The sequence below is a fragment of the Polynucleobacter sp. JS-Mosq-20-D10 genome, from assembly GCF_018687755.1.
GTDB lineage: Bacteria > Pseudomonadota > Gammaproteobacteria > Burkholderiales > Burkholderiaceae > Polynucleobacter.
Map to the genome: position 1 here is coordinate 1,896,948 of NZ_CP061305.1, position 16,035 is coordinate 1,912,982.

General features: G+C 46.5%; 18 protein-coding genes and 1 tRNA gene. 11 read left to right on the top strand and 8 right to left on the bottom strand.

Going from position 1 to position 16,035, the window contains the following annotated elements:
• Positions 1 to 30 precede the first annotated feature (30 nt).
• From FD967_RS09675 to rapZ, 3 genes are read left to right on the top strand one after another with little or no spacing between them, the layout of a single operon-like run.
• The gene (locus tag FD967_RS09675; RefSeq protein WP_215325846.1) at positions 31 to 489 is read left to right on the top strand and encodes a PTS sugar transporter subunit IIA; all 459 of its coding nucleotides are present in this window, start codon (positions 31 to 33) and stop codon (positions 487 to 489) included.
• Positions 486 to 1,475, top strand: coding sequence for an HPr(Ser) kinase/phosphatase (gene hprK / locus FD967_RS09680; RefSeq protein WP_215325847.1), 990 nt, complete (start codon positions 486 to 488; stop codon positions 1,473 to 1,475). Before FD967_RS09675 ends, hprK begins: the two co-directional genes overlap by 4 nt.
• 1 nt (position 1,476) lies before the next feature.
• Positions 1,477 to 2,367 (top strand): RNase adapter RapZ, encoded by an 891-nt coding sequence (rapZ, locus tag FD967_RS09685; protein WP_215325848.1) that lies wholly within the window; start codon positions 1,477 to 1,479, stop codon positions 2,365 to 2,367.
• On the opposite strand, the gene mutY is transcribed toward rapZ, so the two are convergent.
• Together mutY and mutM are read right to left on the bottom strand one after the other, a co-directional pair.
• Positions 2,312 to 3,469, bottom strand: coding sequence for an A/G-specific adenine glycosylase (gene mutY / locus FD967_RS09690; RefSeq protein ID WP_215325849.1), 1,158 nt, complete (start codon positions 3,467 to 3,469; stop codon positions 2,312 to 2,314). The genes rapZ and mutY overlap by 56 nt on opposite strands.
• Positions 3,454 to 4,290, bottom strand: a complete 837-nt coding sequence (gene mutM, locus FD967_RS09695; RefSeq protein ID WP_215325850.1) for a bifunctional DNA-formamidopyrimidine glycosylase/DNA-(apurinic or apyrimidinic site) lyase — start codon at positions 4,288 to 4,290, stop codon at positions 3,454 to 3,456. Before mutM ends, mutY begins: the two co-directional genes overlap by 16 nt.
• A 35-nt stretch (positions 4,291 to 4,325) precedes the next feature.
• Between mutM and FD967_RS09700 the strand changes: the two genes are divergently transcribed.
• From FD967_RS09700 to pth, 6 genes are all read left to right on the top strand, one after another.
• A complete protein-coding gene (locus FD967_RS09700; RefSeq protein ID WP_215325851.1) occupies positions 4,326 to 5,813 on the top strand; it encodes a lipoprotein insertase outer membrane protein LolB in 1,488 nt (495 codons plus the stop codon).
• Positions 5,814 to 5,823: 10 nt separating this feature from the next.
• On the top strand, positions 5,824 to 6,696 hold the full coding sequence (gene ispE / locus FD967_RS09705; RefSeq protein ID WP_215325852.1) for a 4-(cytidine 5'-diphospho)-2-C-methyl-D-erythritol kinase: 873 nt from the start codon (positions 5,824 to 5,826) through the stop codon (positions 6,694 to 6,696).
• Positions 6,697 to 6,701: 5 nt separating this feature from the next.
• A tRNA-Gln gene (locus FD967_RS09710) sits at positions 6,702 to 6,778 on the top strand.
• Positions 6,779 to 6,851: 73 nt separating this feature from the next.
• Positions 6,852 to 7,808, top strand: a complete 957-nt coding sequence (locus tag FD967_RS09715; RefSeq protein ID WP_215327260.1) for a ribose-phosphate pyrophosphokinase — start codon at positions 6,852 to 6,854, stop codon at positions 7,806 to 7,808.
• A 137-nt stretch (positions 7,809 to 7,945) separates the two neighbouring features.
• Positions 7,946 to 8,584 carry a 50S ribosomal protein L25/general stress protein Ctc gene (locus tag FD967_RS09720; protein WP_215325853.1) on the top strand — a complete coding sequence of 213 codons (639 nt, stop codon included), beginning with the start codon at positions 7,946 to 7,948 and terminating at the stop codon, positions 8,582 to 8,584.
• Positions 8,585 to 8,674: 90 nt separating this feature from the next.
• A complete protein-coding gene (gene pth, locus FD967_RS09725; protein WP_215325854.1) occupies positions 8,675 to 9,271 on the top strand; it encodes an aminoacyl-tRNA hydrolase in 597 nt (198 codons plus the stop codon).
• 14 nt (positions 9,272 to 9,285) lie between these two features.
• On the opposite strand, the gene FD967_RS09730 is transcribed toward pth, so the two are convergent.
• Genes FD967_RS09730 through FD967_RS09750 form a run of 5 tightly spaced genes read right to left on the bottom strand, consistent with a single transcriptional unit; the run spans position 9,286 to position 13,441 of the window.
• A complete protein-coding gene (locus tag FD967_RS09730; RefSeq protein WP_215325855.1) occupies positions 9,286 to 9,552 on the bottom strand; it encodes a YfhL family 4Fe-4S dicluster ferredoxin in 267 nt (88 codons plus the stop codon).
• A gap of 17 nt (positions 9,553 to 9,569) precedes the next feature.
• On the bottom strand, positions 9,570 to 10,064 hold the full coding sequence (coaD, locus tag FD967_RS09735) for a pantetheine-phosphate adenylyltransferase (RefSeq protein WP_215325856.1): 495 nt from the start codon (positions 10,062 to 10,064) through the stop codon (positions 9,570 to 9,572).
• A 36-nt stretch (positions 10,065 to 10,100) separates the two neighbouring features.
• The gene (gene rsmD, locus FD967_RS09740; RefSeq protein WP_215325857.1) at positions 10,101 to 10,703 is read right to left on the bottom strand and encodes a 16S rRNA (guanine(966)-N(2))-methyltransferase RsmD; all 603 of its coding nucleotides are present in this window, start codon (positions 10,701 to 10,703) and stop codon (positions 10,101 to 10,103) included.
• 19 nt (positions 10,704 to 10,722) lie between these two features.
• Positions 10,723 to 12,066: a pitrilysin family protein gene (locus FD967_RS09745; RefSeq protein ID WP_215327261.1), complete on the bottom strand. Its 1,344-nt coding sequence runs from the start codon at positions 12,064 to 12,066 to the stop codon at positions 10,723 to 10,725.
• On the bottom strand, positions 12,056 to 13,441 hold the full coding sequence (locus FD967_RS09750; RefSeq protein ID WP_215325859.1) for a pitrilysin family protein: 1,386 nt from the start codon (positions 13,439 to 13,441) through the stop codon (positions 12,056 to 12,058). Before FD967_RS09750 ends, FD967_RS09745 begins: the two co-directional genes overlap by 11 nt.
• A gap of 62 nt (positions 13,442 to 13,503) precedes the next feature.
• Between FD967_RS09750 and ftsY the strand changes: the two genes are divergently transcribed.
• Positions 13,504 to 14,394 (top strand): signal recognition particle-docking protein FtsY, encoded by an 891-nt coding sequence (gene ftsY / locus FD967_RS09755; RefSeq protein WP_215325861.1) that lies wholly within the window; start codon positions 13,504 to 13,506, stop codon positions 14,392 to 14,394.
• Positions 14,395 to 14,484: 90 nt separating this feature from the next.
• Positions 14,485 to 15,426: an RNA polymerase sigma factor RpoH gene (rpoH, locus tag FD967_RS09760; protein ID WP_215325862.1), complete on the top strand. Its 942-nt coding sequence runs from the start codon at positions 14,485 to 14,487 to the stop codon at positions 15,424 to 15,426.
• 21 nt (positions 15,427 to 15,447) lie between these two features.
• Here the strand turns inward: rpoH and FD967_RS09765 are convergent, their stop codons facing one another.
• Positions 15,448 to 16,011 (bottom strand): SCO family protein, encoded by a 564-nt coding sequence (locus FD967_RS09765; protein WP_371819323.1) that lies wholly within the window; start codon positions 16,009 to 16,011, stop codon positions 15,448 to 15,450.
• Between the last annotated feature and the right edge of the window lie 24 nt (positions 16,012 to 16,035).

Here is a 16,035-nt window from a genome sequence, read left to right on the forward strand (position 1 = left end):
CTAGCATCAGGACACCTATAATCTAGTGATATGAATGCCCTGACCGATCTTTTCGCTTTAGACCGTATTACCTTAAATAGTCTCTCTAAGAATAGGGCTGAGGTATTTGCGGCCGTAGGGCAACTATTTGCAAAACATGCAGGTCTTGAAGCCGAAGCAATTGTTGGCTTTTTAAATGCGCGCGAGGACTTAGGCTCTACCGCATTAGGCGCTGGCGTTGCCATTCCTCACGGGCGCGTCAAGGGGCTAAAGCAGCCGATTGCTGCATTCGTCAAGCTACAAGAGCCGATTGAATTTGCTGCGCCAGATGGTGAGGCTGTATCTACGCTTATTTTTTTACTTGTTCCTGAAAAAGCAACTCAGCAACATTTAGAAATTCTGTCCTCGATTGCACAACTCCTGTCTGACCAGGATACCCGTAAGTTACTTGCGTCGGAGGGCAGTCCAGAGAAGGTGTGTGAAATCCTACAAACGTGGGGCTCAACTTGACTACACAACCCCTACTCCTAGAGGGAGTTACCGCCCAGCAAATCTTTGATGACAATGTCTCTGACTTAAAACTATCTTGGATTGGCGGCCTAGAAGGCGCGGACAGACGATTTCCGGCAGAGGCCGTTAAAGCTGCAGCAGCCAGCTCAGACTTAGTAGGCCACTTAAATCTCATTCACCCAAGCCGTATTCAGATTTTTGGTGAGCAGGAGATTAACTATCATGCTCAACTTGAAACCCAGCAGCGAGAAGAACAGATCTTCGACCTCATTTCTAAAATGCCGCCTTGCGTTATTGTGGCCGACGGTAAAGCAGCTGATGCAGCCCTACAACTCTTCTGCCAACGATCCTCTACTCCACTCTTTACAACAGCCATTTCAGCTGCTGAGGTGATTGACCACCTTCGTATCTACCTCACTAAGATTGGTGCGCCCCAGATTACGATGCACGGCGTATTTATGGATATTCTAGGCTTAGGGGTTTTGATCATGGGTGAGTCTGGCCTAGGCAAAAGCGAATTAGGTTTAGAACTGATTTCTCGCGGCCACGGTTTAGTGGCTGATGATGCGGTAGACTTTGCTCGACTCGGACCAGACTATATCGAGGGTCGCTGCCCTGTGATTCTGCGCAACCTCTTGGAAGTTCGTGGGCTTGGCTTATTGGATATCCGCACTATTTTTGGTGAAACAGCCGTACGTCGGAAATTAAAATTGCGCCTCATAGTCCAGCTGGTTCGCCGTAACGATGGTGAGTTTGAGCGCCTACCTTTAGAAACCCAACATATTGATGTATTGGGTGTCGCCATTAGAACTGTCAAAATTCAGGTGGCTGCAGGTCGCAACTTGGCAGTTCTCGTAGAGGCTGCTGTGCGCAATACCATTTTGCAGCTACGAGGTATCGATACCTTAAAAGAGTTTATGGAACGTCAGCGTTCACAAATGAATGCTGAAGCAGAGTCTTTGAAGTCACAAGGCCGCCTCATTTAATATGCAAATTAATCTGATTACCGGCATCTCTGGCTCAGGTAAATCAGTTGCGCTGAGAGCCTTTGAGGATGCAGGTTATGACTGCGTTGATAACCTTCCAGTCACCCTTCTAGAAAACCTTATTACTACACTAGAAGGTGAAAAAAGTGAACGTGTTGCAGTCGCTATTGATGCACGTCGCGGTCAGTCGATTGCAGAGCTTCCTCAGATTTTAGAAAACCTACGACGTCACCATCAGGTACGAATTGTTTTCCTCAATGCTGATACCAATACGCTGATCCAGCGCTTCTCCGAAACCCGCAGGCGCCATCCACTCTCTGGAAAAACTCAACAAACCCAAGCTGCCACCCTGATCGAGGCAATTGATAAAGAACGAAATCTCTTGGAGCCGCTACGCACTCAAGCACACAGTATCGATACCAGCAATTTACCTGCTCATGCCTTGCGCTCTTGGATTCAAGATCTTTTAAAAGATAAACCTCAAGGACTCACCGTCATTTTTGAATCTTTTGGATTTAAAAAAGGCTTACCTAGTGAAGCGGATCTCGTGTTTGATGTTCGCTGCCTGCCTAATCCGCACTACGACAAAGTGTTACGCCCTATGTCAGGCAAAGATCAGCCAGTTCGCGAGTTCTTAGAAAAAATTCCTGAAGTAGTCAGCATGGAAAATGACATTATTCAATTTATTGAGAAATGGTTGCCTCACTATATTGCAGATGGTCGTAGTTATCTTACTGTCGCCATCGGCTGTACTGGTGGACAGCATCGCTCGGTTTATCTTGTGAGCCGGATCATTGCGCATTTTCTGCCGCAAAAAGATTTGGCTGTGCTCCAAATTAATTTCTTAAGTCGTCACCGCGAGCTAGACTCAATCCCTGCAATAGTAATTTGATCGGTTGTGGCAAGCCGTACTTTCCTAGCTGACGCAAAGGAACCCACTTCAAGTCATCGCTGGCGAATTTCACGGCAGACCGTGAGGTCACATGCCAGATCTGCATCCATAAACGACGATGCGTGAAGATATGTTTAATTTCAAGTCCCCGCTCAATTGAGTGACAGCCCTTTAAGACACTAGAGATCCTTTCATCTGGCAGCACAAGCTTGAATAATTCATTCGCAGTTAAATTCACTGCATTGCCTGAAGATTTAGAGTTTTTTTCTTTGGCTCTCCAAGTAGATTCAGGCAAAGACCAAAGCCCGCCCCAGATGGCTTTTTCAGAACGCCGTTGTAGTAATACTGAATCACCCTGCCGGAGTAACAACATGTCACAATTCAATTCAGGGGATTTTACTTTCGCGACTTTGCGAGGCAGTAGTAAGACCTGATCACTGAGATTGGCCTGACATTCTTTTTCAAATGGGCATTTCCTTGCCCCACTCAAACATATCGGTTTACGAGAGGTGCACCAGGTTGCCCCAAAATCCATCAAAGCCTGTGTATATACCGGCATATCTAAAGCTTTTTTAGGGAGTAGTGTTTTAGATAGCAGCCATAACTTGTCGTTTACTGCTTTTTCTTGGATGGCGCCCTCTACACCAAACAATCGTGCCAGTATTCGTTTGACGTTTGCATCCAGAATCGGGGCCCGCTCATGAAATGCAAATGCTGCAATGGCACCAGCAGTCGATCTACCAATACCCTTGAGCTGTTCGAGCAATACTGTGTCATTGGGAAACTGACCCCCAAACTCTTCCATCACTTGCTTGGCACAAGCGTGGAGATTGCGAGCGCGAGTGTAATAGCCGAGCCCCGCCCATTCAGCCAAGACATCATCTAGTGGTGCAGTAGCCAATTTCTTAACCGTCGGAAAACGTTTCATAAAGCGGGGATAACGCTCTAGAACAGTAGCTACCTGAGTTTGTTGCAACATAATTTCAGAAACCCAAACCGCATAGGGGTCACGAATACTCTGCCATGGCAAACCTTGGCGTCCGTCCTTGCCATGCCAAGCTATCAGCTTAGTGGCAAAGTGCTTGATCAGCGCTTCTGACATTGGGGGCAAAAGTAAGTAGAGCGCTGACCTTGCACTATTTGTTTAATCGGCATTTTGCATACCTTGCAAGGCTGATCTTTACGATCGTAGACTTTGGTTTGCACCATGAAATGCCCTGGGTCACCTTCGCTGTTCACAAAGTCTTTTAAAGAACTACCACCCGCAGCAATCGCTTTTTTCAAAATTAATCTCACCGCAGTCGCCAGCCTAGAGCATTGTGGACGCGTGAGTTTTCCAGCAGCTTTTGCCGGATGAATGCCTGCCTCAAATAAACTTTCAGAACAATAGATATTGCCGACACCCACGACTGCTTGCCCTGCCAGTAAAAATTGCTTCACAGCAACGCTACGTTTGCGTGAGCACTGATAAAGAACCTCAGCCCCAAGCTCACCCGCAAACTCCGGTGAAAAAGGCTCAACTCCCAATTTTTGTAAAAGTGCATTGCCCTCAATCGGCCCCTTGGATTTTGGGTGCCATAAAACAGCGCCAAACTTTCGGGGATCATGCAAACGCAAACTCAACTTGCCAAACTCGAAAGTCACCCGATCATGTAACTTGAGGGGGTCGCTACTAGGCAGAACCCGCAAGGTTCCAGTCATACCTAGGTGCAGCAATAGGTAACCCGTATCAAACCCTATTAAAAGATACTTACCGCGGCGCTCTATTCCCAAGACTTTCTGACCAGAAAGCAAGGTATTCAAATTACTCGGTACCGGCCAACGCAAGCGACCATCGATAATTTTGACTGCGTTAACCCTTAACCCCACTAAATGGGGTTGGATACCCAATCGGGTAACTTCGACTTCTGGGAGTTCTGGCATAAATGGATTGTAGATTCGCGGATTAGAATGTGCTTATGACCAAATTTTTATTAAAGCCCTCTTTAAGAGCCCTACTGTTTGCAGTTGGACTTGGCTTAAGCCTGTCTTCCAGCAATGCCATCGCTAAATCTAGCAGCTTGGATAGCGGTCAAGCTGTATTTGAGGTCCTGGCCTCTGAAATCGCACTTCAGCGCGGTGAAGCCGGCTTGGCATATACAACTTATCTAGAGCTTGCTCGCCAGCTAGATGACCCCCGTTTGGCACAAAGAGCTATGGAGATCGCAATTACAGCGGGCGCGCCCGATCTTGCACTACAAGCAGCTCAAACTTGGGATGGCTTGGCTGGATCGAAACAAACTAAACCCAAAGAAGTGCTCGTCACTCTCTTAATTCTGAATCAACGCTGGTCAGATGCAGTCAAACCCGCCATCTCACTCTTGAATCAGCAAACACCGGCACAACGTGAAAATACTTTGCTACAGATTCAGGCGCTACTGGCTAAAGCAACTGATGAATCAGAGGCCCTAAGAGCTTTCTATGAGATCGTTTCAACATTGAAGTCAGAGCCAAAAGATCCGGGGCTGCTATACACCTATGCCATGTCTGCTGAAAAATCGGGACACATCAATGTGATGGAGAAAACTCTTCGCGAAATCTTGCGCAAGAATCCGAACGATGTGAATAGTCTTAATGCGCTTGGCTACTCATTAGCTGATCGTAATCAGAAGTTACCAGAAGCATTCAAGCTCATTAGCAAAGCACATCAACTCTCACCTAAAGATGGATTTATATTAGACAGTCTTGGCTGGGTAAACTTTCGCATGGGTAAAAATGATCTCGCCCTAGAGCAATTGCAACAAGCATTTAGTATGAAACCTGAAGCAGATATTGCCGCACATATTGGCGAAGTCCTATGGGTAATGAATCGCCCAGCCGAAGCAGAAGATATGTGGCGCAAAGGGCAGCAATTAGATGCCAATAACCCGACTCTCAAAGAAACTTTGAAGCGCTTGAAACCCGATTGGTCACTAGCAGATACCGCCCTCAAAGGCTCATGGGACGGTCGTTTTGCGGTGAAGATTACTGGACTCACCGAAAGTAAAAATCAGGGTGGCTCAGGTGGATTTACATTAACTCAAGATGCGTTGATCGACGTATTAGAAATTCGCAATCCGGTAGGTGGATCCATTGCAAAAATTACGATTAAACCTGGTGAGGCGATTCTAGAGCGCGATGGTCAATTCACCACGGCTATCGATGCTGACACTCTAATACAAAATACATTAGGACTTCCGCTACCTGCCCGCGGTTTATCAGACTGGTTGCGTGGGAAAACTCGTCCCGGCGGTAATGCCAGTGTTGAGCGAAATTCAAAAGGGCAAGTGAGCAAAATCACGCAAGATGGGTGGACCTTAAATTACCACTGGAATAATGCGCAGCGTTTAGAAAAACTCATGATGACCCGTAGCTCTAACATTGGCTCGATAGATATCCGCTTGGTGTTCGATAATCCGAATGAGTGAAGTGTGAATGATGAGTAAGGCCTTAGAAATCCACTGTCCCGCAAAGCTCAATCTATTTCTACATATTATTGGGCGCCGCGAAGATGGCTATCACCAACTCCAATCTGTTTTCCAGTTGATTGATTGGTGTGATGTCCTCACCTTAACCCCTATTTCTGAAAATGAGATTCGTCGTATTGATCCCATCCCAGGCGTCCCCCGAGAACAGGATTTAGTAGTCCGCGCTGCCCAAGTCTTAAAAGATTTTTGCAAGATCAATCAGGGCGTTGAAATTGGCTTGAAAAAAATGATCCCCATGGGGGCTGGCCTAGGTGGCGGATCATCTGATGCTGCATCTACACTCATCGGCCTCAACACCCTCTGGGATCTCCATCTTGATATTGCTACGCTTTGTCAGCTCGGCCTAAAACTGGGGGCAGATGTGCCATTTTTCATCTTTGGCCAAAATGCATTTGTTGAGGGAATTGGGGAGAAATTACAGGCAATTTCCTTGGAAACCCAAGATTTTGTGGTGATCTTTCCTAACCAAGGGATTGCCACTGCTCAGATTTTTCAAGACCCTCAATTGACCCGCGATCGTGCTCCGATTACAATAAACGGCTTTCTTGCATCGCCAAGCTCATATCAGTCGAATGATTGTCAGGCAGTAGCGGTGCATAAGTGTCCTGAAGTGAAGCAAGCTTTAGATTGGATTTACAAGGCAGTGCCTAAATCGGCGCCTTGTATGTCCGGCTCTGGAAGTAGCGTTTTTGCCGCCTTAGACCCTAAGACGGACATCGCAAATCTGGAAAATCTTCTGCAAAATCTTCCAAAAGGATGGATAGGTCGAATTGTTCGGGGGCTAAATAAAAATCCCGCTTACAATTTGATTTCTTCAGATTGACCTGTAGGGGAATCGCCAAGCTGGTTAAGGCACTGGATTTTGATTCCAGCATGCGAAGGTTCGAATCCTTCTTCCCCTGCCAAGCTCTGTAGATAAGACCAAAAGACATCCATTCGACCCCTACCCAAACTCTAAAATCACCCATGTCCGCCCCAATGAACGCTGATTTACTGACTCTTTTCACAGGCAACGCAAATCCGGTGTTGGCCCATGCGGTAGCCAAAGAGCTCAACCTCCCCATGGGGAAGGCATTTGTTGGTCGATTCTCTGATGGTGAAATCCAAGTAGAAATTCAAGAAAACGTCCGTGGCAAGAACGTGGTCGTTATCCAATCGACTTGCGCACCAACGAATGACAGTTTAATGGAGCTCATGATCATGATTGATGCCCTTAAACGAGCATCAGCAAGTCGCATAACTGCAGTGATCCCTTACTTTGGCTACGCCAGACAAGATCGTCGTCCACGCTCTGCACGGGTTGCCATCTCCGCTAGAATCGTAGCAAACATGCTTCAATCCGTTGCTGGCATTGAGCGTGTTTTGACCATGGATCTTCATGCCGACCAAATTCAAGGCTTTTTTGATATCCCAGTAGATAACATTTACGCCTCTCCGGTTCTCTTGGCAGATTTAGAGGCTCAAAAAACTAAAAAAGATCTCATCATTGTTTCGCCGGATATTGGCGGCGTTGTTCGCGCCCGTGCAATGGCCAAGCAATTAGGTACAGATTTGGCAATTATTGATAAACGCCGCCCTAAGGCTAACGTATCAGAAGTGATGCACTTAATCGGTGAAGTAGAAGGTCGCCACTGCGTCATCATGGACGACATTATTGATACTGGTGGGACTCTCTGTAAGGCTGCTGAAGCCCTGAAAGAGCGTGGTGCCAAGGGCGTTACTGCTTACTGTACTCATGCAGTGCTTTCTGGTGGCGCTGTCGCCCGTATTGCTGCCTCTGAGTTAGATGAATTGGTTGTTACTGACACCATTCCATTGACTGCTGAAGCCTTGAAAGTGGGCAAAATTCGTCAATTGAGCGTTGCTCCCATCCTGGCTGAAACCCTTTCTCGCATTAGTAAGGGTGATTCAGTAATGTCGATGTTCGCTGAATAAACCAAAAATAGCGTTTACAGCCCCATTTTTTGGCAATTTTGAGCCTTTTCTAGGCAAAAATTGCGATTCCCACGATATAATCAAAGGCTTTTCTGTTTGGTCGCGAACGGAAATTAACCTTAATTTAGGAATTGATTATGAAAGTAGTAGCCTTTGAAAGAAGCGTACAGGGAACGGGTGCGAGCCGCCGTCTGCGCAACTCCGGTAAAACTCCGGGCATCATTTACGGTGGTAAAGACACCGCAACTGTAATTGAGTTGGATCACAACGCACTGTTCCATGCTCTCCGCAAGGAAGCATTCCACTCATCTATCCTTGATCTCGAAATCGGCGGCAAAGCACAAAAAGTGTTGTTGCGTGATTACCAGATGCATCCATTTAAGCCTTTGGTTCTGCATATCGACTTCCAGCGCGTCTCTGCGACTGAGAAAGTCCACATGCGCGTTCCATTGCATTTCATTAATGCTGACACTTCAGCTGCAGTGAAGTTGCAAGGCGCTGTCATCAGCCACATCTCCACTGAATTGGAAATATCTTGCTTGCCAGCCGACTTGCCAGAGTTCATTGAAGTGGACTTAAGTAAGATTGAAGTTGGCCATGGTATCCATGCTAAAGATATCGCGCTACCAAAAGGCGTTACCTTGGTATTGCATATTGAGCAAGAAAACCCAGTACTAGCTAACGCCCGTATCCCAGCTGTGAAATCTGCCGATACTGAAGCTGCCCCCGCAGCGGTGGCTGCTCCTGCTGCTGAAGCCCCAAAGGATAAAGCTTAATCATTTAAGCCCTATCTTTGCGACAGAGGAAGCCCGCTTACAAGCGGGTTTTCTTTTTTGCAGAAAAGCTTTTATCCTTAAGCACTCATCATGACTAAATTAATTATTGGCCTAGGCAATCCAGGTGAAGAACATATTGAAGATCGGCACAATGCTGGCTTTTGGTTTGTGGACGCGCTCGCTAAACAATTAAACGTCCGCTTTGAAACTGAAAAGCGCTTTCTTGGAAAAGTCGCTAAGGCTAAATGGGAAGATAAAGACCTCTTTTTACTCAAGCCAAGCACTTACATGAACCTGAGCGGTCAGGCTGTCGGAGCTCTATGCCGCTTTCATAAAATCACACCCAAAGATGTGTTAGTGGTCCAGGACGAGCTAGATCTCAAGCCCGGCACTGCACGCATCAAGCTTGGTGGCGGCACTGGCGGACACAACGGCTTAAAAGATATCCAAGCTCACTTAGGAACTCCTGATTACTGGCGCTTGCGCCTAGGTATTGGCCACCCACGCGACCTTGCTGCAGAAGGTGCGCGAGTGATGGACGTGGCTGACTTCGTGTTGAGAAGGCCACTACAAGCAGAACAAAAACAGATTGATGCAAGCATTGAAAATGGCTTACAAATTCTGCCTTTATTCTTGAGTGGTGATACTCAGGCAGCCATGCTCGAATTGCACTCTAAAACTAATTAAACAGTACAAATTACTTATTTAGCGAGTGCTTTTTTGACAGCAGTTAAGGCCTGATACTTTGCCATTAACTGCGTTTGATTTTCAGAAAACGCAGGATTCATTGGTATGCAATCTACTGGACAGACTTGCTGACACTGAGGCGCATCGTAATGACCTACACATTCAGTACATTGATTGGGATCAATCTCGTAGATCTCTAGACCCATATAGATTGCATCGTTTGGACATTCGGGCTCACATACATCGCAATTGATGCATTCGTCCGTAATCATTAAAGCCATATTTGTGCCTCGAAGCCTTACTCTTTACTCTTATTAGCTTCAATCTTTTTGATCAACCACTTTTCTACCGAGGGAAATACAAACTTACTCACATCACCACCCATAGAGGCAATCTCGCGCACAAAGGTGCCAGAAATAAATTGGTATTGGTCTGATGGCGTCAGAAATAGTGTTTCAACATCGGGTAATAAATAGCGGTTCATACCAGCCATCTGGAACTCGTATTCAAAATCAGATACTGCGCGTAAGCCACGCACAATCACGCGCGCGTTATGTTCGCGAGCAAAATCTTTTAACAGGCCCGTAAACCCAACAATCTTTACATTGGAGTAATGACCAAGAACTTCTTTGGCAATCTCAATGCGCTCATCCAGTGTAAAGAAAGGGCGTTTGCTACGACTATCAGCAACACCCACAATGAGCTCGCCAAAAATGCTTGAGGCACGACGCACTAGGTCCTCGTGACCACGAGTAAAAGGATCAAATGTTCCAGGGTATACAGCAACAGTCATAACGCTCCTAAGGCTTTTTCAGCTACAGGCAAGAGTTTAGTCCCTCTTGGAGCGAAATAGACAAGCTTTTACTTGTCCAGCCTCTAAGTATTTTCCACAATGCCAATCAGGCGCTAAGGCCTCAATCTGCTCACGGGGGCGACTAGCGGGAAACTCTACGTAAATTCCCCCGCCAGTACTGTCATCACAAACACGGGCAGCCTCTATAAGCACTTGATTTAATAGGTTCTCTTCCTGAAAGGGTGGATCTATAAAGATCAAATTGCTGGAGCAATCGGCCTGTTGTTTTAAGAACTCCAAACTATCTCTGTGAAGAATCTGCACTTCTCCAGGAGCAGGAGATGACCCTAGCAAAGCAAAATTTGCCAGAAGTTTGGCATAGGCCTGTTTGTCTTTTTCTAATAGGGTTACTGAATTGGCATGTCGTGATGCAGCCTCAAAACCTAATGCGCCAGTACCAGCAAATAAATCTAAACAACGCAAGCCGACCAAATCCTGCCCGAGCCAATTAAATACAGTCTCACGAACACGATCGGTAGTAGGACGAAGACCGGGTAAATCCAACACGTTGAGCAAACGACTGCGCCAAACCCCACCAATAATGCGAATTTTCTGTGGAGACTCAGAGCGTCTGCCCAATGAAGCTGACTTGACTGGTTTATTTATTTTTCGCTCCTAAGACCACAATTTTCATGCGATCCATGGCTAAGTATTTCTGGAACGCTGCCTTGACTTGCTCAAGGTTAACCGCCTCCACTTGCTTAGTCCAAATCTCCATCGTATCGAGAGGCAAATTATTCCAAGCAATGGAGGACACGTTATCGAGTAACTTGCGGTTGTTATCAATTCTTAAAGGATAGCCATTGATTAAATTTGCTTTGGCTGCATCAAGCTCCGCTTGCGTCGGGCCATCAGCAATAAATTGCGCAATGGTAGAACTCATCACCTCTAGCGCTAAAGTAGCTTGATCATTCTTCGTTTGTACGCCCGCCTGAAATATCCCCGCATCCTTACCAGGGGCAAAGTAACTAAACACGCTATACGCAAGGCCACGCTTCTCGCGCACCTCCGACATGAGGCGGGATACAAAGCCACCGCCACCCAAAATATAGTTACCCACAAGTAATGGGAAAAAATCGGGGTTGTTACGGGTGACCGAAGTCATTCCCATGGCGATATGTGCTTGCTGCGAATCAAATGGAATAGCAACTTCGCGTTGACTTAAAGGCTCTACTGGTGAGCGCTCAAACTCTGGTAACTTAGCTACTGGAGATCCAGACGGAGGCACTCTTTGCAATACACCTTGAACAATTTCAGTAGCCTCCGCTTTACTCACATCACCCACAATGCTGACAATCATTCGATCACCGCGGTAAAACTGTTTATGAAACTGCTGCAGGTCGGCTGCGCCGATATTAGCAATACTTTTCACCGTTGGTGAATTGGCCAACGGATAGTTTCCATAAACGGATTTTCTGAAGCGACGATCCAAAACTGACTCTGGCTTCGTCTCCGACTCTAGCAATACCGTAGTCATCCTTTGCTTCTCACGCGCCAAGATCTTGGCATCATAAGTGGGTGCACTCAACATCGCTGAAGCCAATTGAACGGCGCGATCACGTAAATCTTTGCGACTCAAAGTCCGAATACGCATGACAGCGCGCTCACCACTCACAGAAATACCGAGGTTTGCACCAAGGTCTGCAATCTCATCAGCAATCTGTGCCTCATTGAGTAGACCCTTATCAGACTTGGCGCCATAGTTCATTAGCCGCCCAGCCATAGTAGCTAAGCCACTCTTAACTCCTGGGTCATAACGATCGCCTGCATCAATACTGATCTCAATATCTACCATGGGCAGCGCTTTGGTTTGCACTAAATAGGCTTGCGCACCCTTGAAGGAGTCTAGTTTTTCTATAGGCAATATCGCGTGTGCAGATGTACTTACTCCAACTATCAGCGCGATTGCAAGACTGCCTTGCGAGATCAATTTATTTAGCATCACGATTGCCTCCTTGCTTGCTCTCGCCAGACTGGCGTGCTTGTGGGTCTAGCACTGCTATGGTGAGCCCTTCATCTACTAAATATTTTTTTGCAACAGCTTGGACTTGTGCGGGAGTAATGGTTTGCATCTTCTCTAGCATCACATCAATATCTTTCCATGAGAATCCAGCCATCTTTGTACCACCGATTTCCATGGCCTGACCAAAAATTGAATCACGCTTATAGATTTGATCTGACAGAATACGTACCTTTACCCGCTTGAGCTCTGACTCTAAGATTCCCTTATCAACAACTTCTTTCAAGGCTTTGCGAATACTTTTCTCTGCCTGCTCAACTGTCTTGCCTTTAGCCATACTGCTACTGATTAAAAATAGTTCAGGCCCTCTGGAGATCATGTCATAACCAACGCCTACATCATTTACTACACGTTCTTGCTTCACTAGCGTGCGATTTAAGCGTGCGTTGTCATAACCATCAAGTACAGCAGACAAAAGCTCTAGTGCATAAGGCTCATCATCATCCAGCCTCCCTACTTCTAACTTGGGGACTTTCCATGCCATCGCAAGCTGCGCGCTATCAGCTGGCGCTTTTACTTGCACACGCTTAGTGCCTTTTTGCACGGGTTCAATCTGGGGCTTACGTTCTGGTAACTCTCTTGCGGAAGCAACTCCGTAGTATTTTTCCACCGCTCGTAGAATCACTTTAGGGTCAACATCGCCTGCAATGACTACCGTTGCATTATTCGGTTTGTACCAACTACGATACCAATCGCGTGCATCTATGGCTTTCATATTGATTAGATCATTCATCCACCCAACCACCGGATGACGATAAGGGGAGCTCATATATGCGGTGGCAGTGAGTGATTCATTGAGCAAACTACTGGGATTATCTTCCGTGCGCAGGCGACGCTCTTCCATTACCACCTGAATTTCTTTCAGAAATTCTGCATCATCAAAATTGAGGTTGGACATACGATCAGCCTCCAATCTCATCACCTCATCAAGCTTAGACTTTTCAACTTGCTGAAAGTAAGCTGTGTAATCACGAGAGGTAAAAGCATTTTCTCGACCGCCAACTGCCGCAACTAAGCGTGAGAACTCGCCTGACTTTACTTTGTGAGTGCCCTTAAACATCATGTGTTCCAACACATGAGCTACCCCAGTCTTACCATTCACTTCATCCATGGAGCCAGCGCGATACCAAACCATGTGTGCAACTGTAGGTGCGCGATGATCTTCACGCACAATTAATTTGAGGCCATTGGAGAGTTGAAATTCGTGGGTATTTGCTTGTCCCACCTCAGGGGCTGCCAAAGCACTAGAACAGCCGACTACTAAAAAGAGAGAAAAACTGAATAAAGTTGAACGCATCTGCAAGATCACCTATCCCAAGAATTTAATTGATAAGATGCAAGGATTAAATTGTATCGATTATGTTCGGCCTACGTAAAACCCTCGGATCCCTATTCAAATCCAGTCAGACTGATGAAGCCTGGTTTGATGCCCTAGAAGAATCTCTCATTCTGAGCGATGTTGGCCTGCCCACGACTGAACAACTGATCAGCAAGCTCCGTAAAGCTGCCAAATCAGAAAAAATCGCTAGCCCGGAAGAACTCAAGCAACTACTGATCGAAGAAGTGGCGATGCTGCTGAAATCTTTGGAGCCCAATCCCAATCCCTTGTATGTCCATGAGCAAAAGACCACACCAGAGGTGTGGCTAGTGATAGGTGTCAATGGCGCTGGTAAGACCACCACGATCGGTAAACTCTGCAAACTTTTTCAGTCTCAAGGCAAGTCTGTCTTACTTGCAGCTGGTGACACTTTCCGAGCTGCGGCACGCAACCAGCTCCTTGAATGGGGCGGGCGTAATCAAGTTGATGTCATCATGCAAGAAAGTGGTGATGCGGCGGCAGTGGCTCACGATGCCATTCATGCGGCGATTTCTCGCAAAAACGATATTCTGATTATTGATACTGCTGGCAGACTAGCCACTCAAGACCACCTGATGGAGGAATTAAAGAAGGTTAAAAGAGTGATTGGTAAGGCCCTTCCTGGGGCACCTCACCAGACTTTGCTCGTTCTTGATGGCAATACTGGTCAAAACGGTTTAAGCCAAGTAAGGGCCTTTCATGCCGCTTTAGGACTTTCTGCCTTAATCGTGACTAAGTTGGATGGTACCGCTAAGGGCGGGGTAATCTGCGCACTTGCCCACACCCTCAGCAATGGGCCAAATCCAGCAGTTTTAGCCTTAGGCAAAGGTGAGGGAATTGATGATTTAGCCCCCTTCACGGCCGCACAATATTCTTCTGAATTATTCAATTAAATCATAGACTTATAGAATTAAAAAACCATTAGCACTCTCTTGACAAGAGTGCTAAAATAGAATCCTATAAACACCTAAAATATAAAAAAAATGGTTCCAAAGAAAGCATACAAACCGCAATTGCAAGCAAGGCAAACACTGCCAGCAGCGCAGACTGCTGCGGCTTCACTTGCCTTTCCGATGCTACCCTCCTTGGGGGTTGGCACGCTCGACTCTTACATCTCCTATGTGAATCGCGTACCAATGCTCAGCGCTGCAGAGGAACTGCACCTTGCGCAAGAATTTCGTCGCACTGAAAATGTCGATGCTGCGAAGACCTTAGTTCTCTCGCACCTCCGTCTGGTGGTGTCCGTTGCTCGTCAGTACTTAGGCTATGGAATTCCTCATGCTGATTTAATTCAAGAAGGCAATATTGGTTTGATGAAGGCTGTCAAACGCTATGACCCTAACCAAGGTGCACGCTTGGTCTCTTACGCCATCCATTGGATTAAGGCAGAGATTCATGAGTACATTCTCAAAAATTGGCGCTTAGTCAAAGTTGCAACAACAAAAGCGCAACGTAAATTGTTCTTCAATCTGCGTAGTAATAAGCCTACTTTAGCTGCCCTGACACCAAATGAAGTTGAGGCTCTAGCAAAAGCACTGGATGTCAAAGGCTCTGACGTGAAAGAAATGGAGATGCGTCTTGCTGGTGGCGATATTGCCTTGGAGGGTGATGACGCTGATGATGAATCAGCCTATGCACCAATTCAATGGTTGGCTGATAACAGTCAAGAGCCTACTGAAATGATGGCCGCTGCTGCAACTGATGCATTACATGGTCCTCAGCTAGATCAAGCACTCATGGCATTAGATGAGCGAAGCCGCAATATTGTGCAATCACGTTGGTTGGCCATGGATGCAGACGGCAATGGTACAAAAACATTACATGATCTCGCCAGTGAATATGGCATTTCAGCTGAGCGCGTTCGTCAGATTGAAACTGCTGCGCTCAAAAAAATGCGCAGTCTCTTGCAAACCGAAGCTGCCTAAGCAACCTTCCCTTCCAAGCTTTTACTTCAGAAGTTCCTTTAAGTCTTGCGCCAAGGTCTCAGCACCTTGCGCATGCTTGATATAGAGACGTAAACGCCCTTCTGGATCAAAGACATAACTTCCTGCCATGTGATCGATGGTGTATGACCCGGAACTCGTGCCGGGCACCTTCTGGTAGTAAACCTTAAAGTCCTTAGTCACCTTTTCTAAAGCCACTTCATCAGCTGGGCGCAAGCCCAAGAAGCGTGAATCAAATGCCGGCACATACTGTTTTAAGATGGCTGCGGTGTCTCTTTCCGGATCCACAGTTACAAACAGCACTTGCACCTTATCTGCCTGAGGACCCAATAAAGTCATGACCTGCTGCATCTCAGTGAGCGTTGTAGGGCAAACATCAGGACACTGTGTATAACCAAAGAACATCAAAACAGCCTTACCTTTAAAGTCAGCAAGTGTTTTCACCTTTCCATCAGGATCGAGCAAACTGAAGTCAGTACCAAACGCCTTACTCCCAGTAATATCCACATTCTTAAAGCTCTGCTGAGGACTGCAAGCTAGCAGAGCTGCGCCGATCAGCGACAACATCAATAGGCGTGCAATACAAAAGTA

Excerpts from the sequence above, each read along its gene's own strand:
- FD967_RS09750 (WP_215325859.1), bottom strand. The coding sequence starts at position 13,441 with ATGCGTTCAACTTTATTCAGTTTTTCTCTCTTTTTAGTAGTCGGCTGT.
- FD967_RS09700 (WP_215325851.1), top strand. The coding sequence starts at position 4,326 with ATGACCAAATTTTTATTAAAGCCCTCTTTAAGAGCCCTACTGTTTGCA.
- FD967_RS09745 (WP_215327261.1), bottom strand. The coding sequence starts at position 12,066 with ATGCTAAATAAATTGATCTCGCAAGGCAGTCTTGCAATCGCGCTGATA.
- ftsY (WP_215325861.1), top strand. The coding sequence starts at position 13,504 with ATGTTCGGCCTACGTAAAACCCTCGGATCCCTATTCAAATCCAGTCAG.
- FD967_RS09715 (WP_215327260.1), top strand. The coding sequence starts at position 6,852 with ATGAACGCTGATTTACTGACTCTTTTCACAGGCAACGCAAATCCGGTG.
- FD967_RS09765 (WP_371819323.1), bottom strand. The coding sequence starts at position 16,011 with ATGTTGTCGCTGATCGGCGCAGCTCTGCTAGCTTGCAGTCCTCAGCAG.
- FD967_RS09730 (WP_215325855.1), bottom strand. The coding sequence starts at position 9,552 with ATGGCTTTAATGATTACGGACGAATGCATCAATTGCGATGTATGTGAG.
- rpoH (WP_215325862.1), top strand. The coding sequence starts at position 14,485 with ATGGTTCCAAAGAAAGCATACAAACCGCAATTGCAAGCAAGGCAAACA.
- rapZ (WP_215325848.1), top strand. The coding sequence starts at position 1,477 with ATGCAAATTAATCTGATTACCGGCATCTCTGGCTCAGGTAAATCAGTT.
- mutY (WP_215325849.1), bottom strand. The coding sequence starts at position 3,469 with ATGTCAGAAGCGCTGATCAAGCACTTTGCCACTAAGCTGATAGCTTGG.
- pth (WP_215325854.1), top strand. The coding sequence starts at position 8,675 with ATGACTAAATTAATTATTGGCCTAGGCAATCCAGGTGAAGAACATATT.
- coaD (WP_215325856.1), bottom strand. The coding sequence starts at position 10,064 with ATGACTGTTGCTGTATACCCTGGAACATTTGATCCTTTTACTCGTGGT.
- FD967_RS09720 (WP_215325853.1), top strand. The coding sequence starts at position 7,946 with ATGAAAGTAGTAGCCTTTGAAAGAAGCGTACAGGGAACGGGTGCGAGC.
- ispE (WP_215325852.1), top strand. The coding sequence starts at position 5,824 with ATGAGTAAGGCCTTAGAAATCCACTGTCCCGCAAAGCTCAATCTATTT.
- mutM (WP_215325850.1), bottom strand. The coding sequence starts at position 4,290 with ATGCCAGAACTCCCAGAAGTCGAAGTTACCCGATTGGGTATCCAACCC.
- FD967_RS09675 (WP_215325846.1), top strand. The coding sequence starts at position 31 with ATGAATGCCCTGACCGATCTTTTCGCTTTAGACCGTATTACCTTAAAT.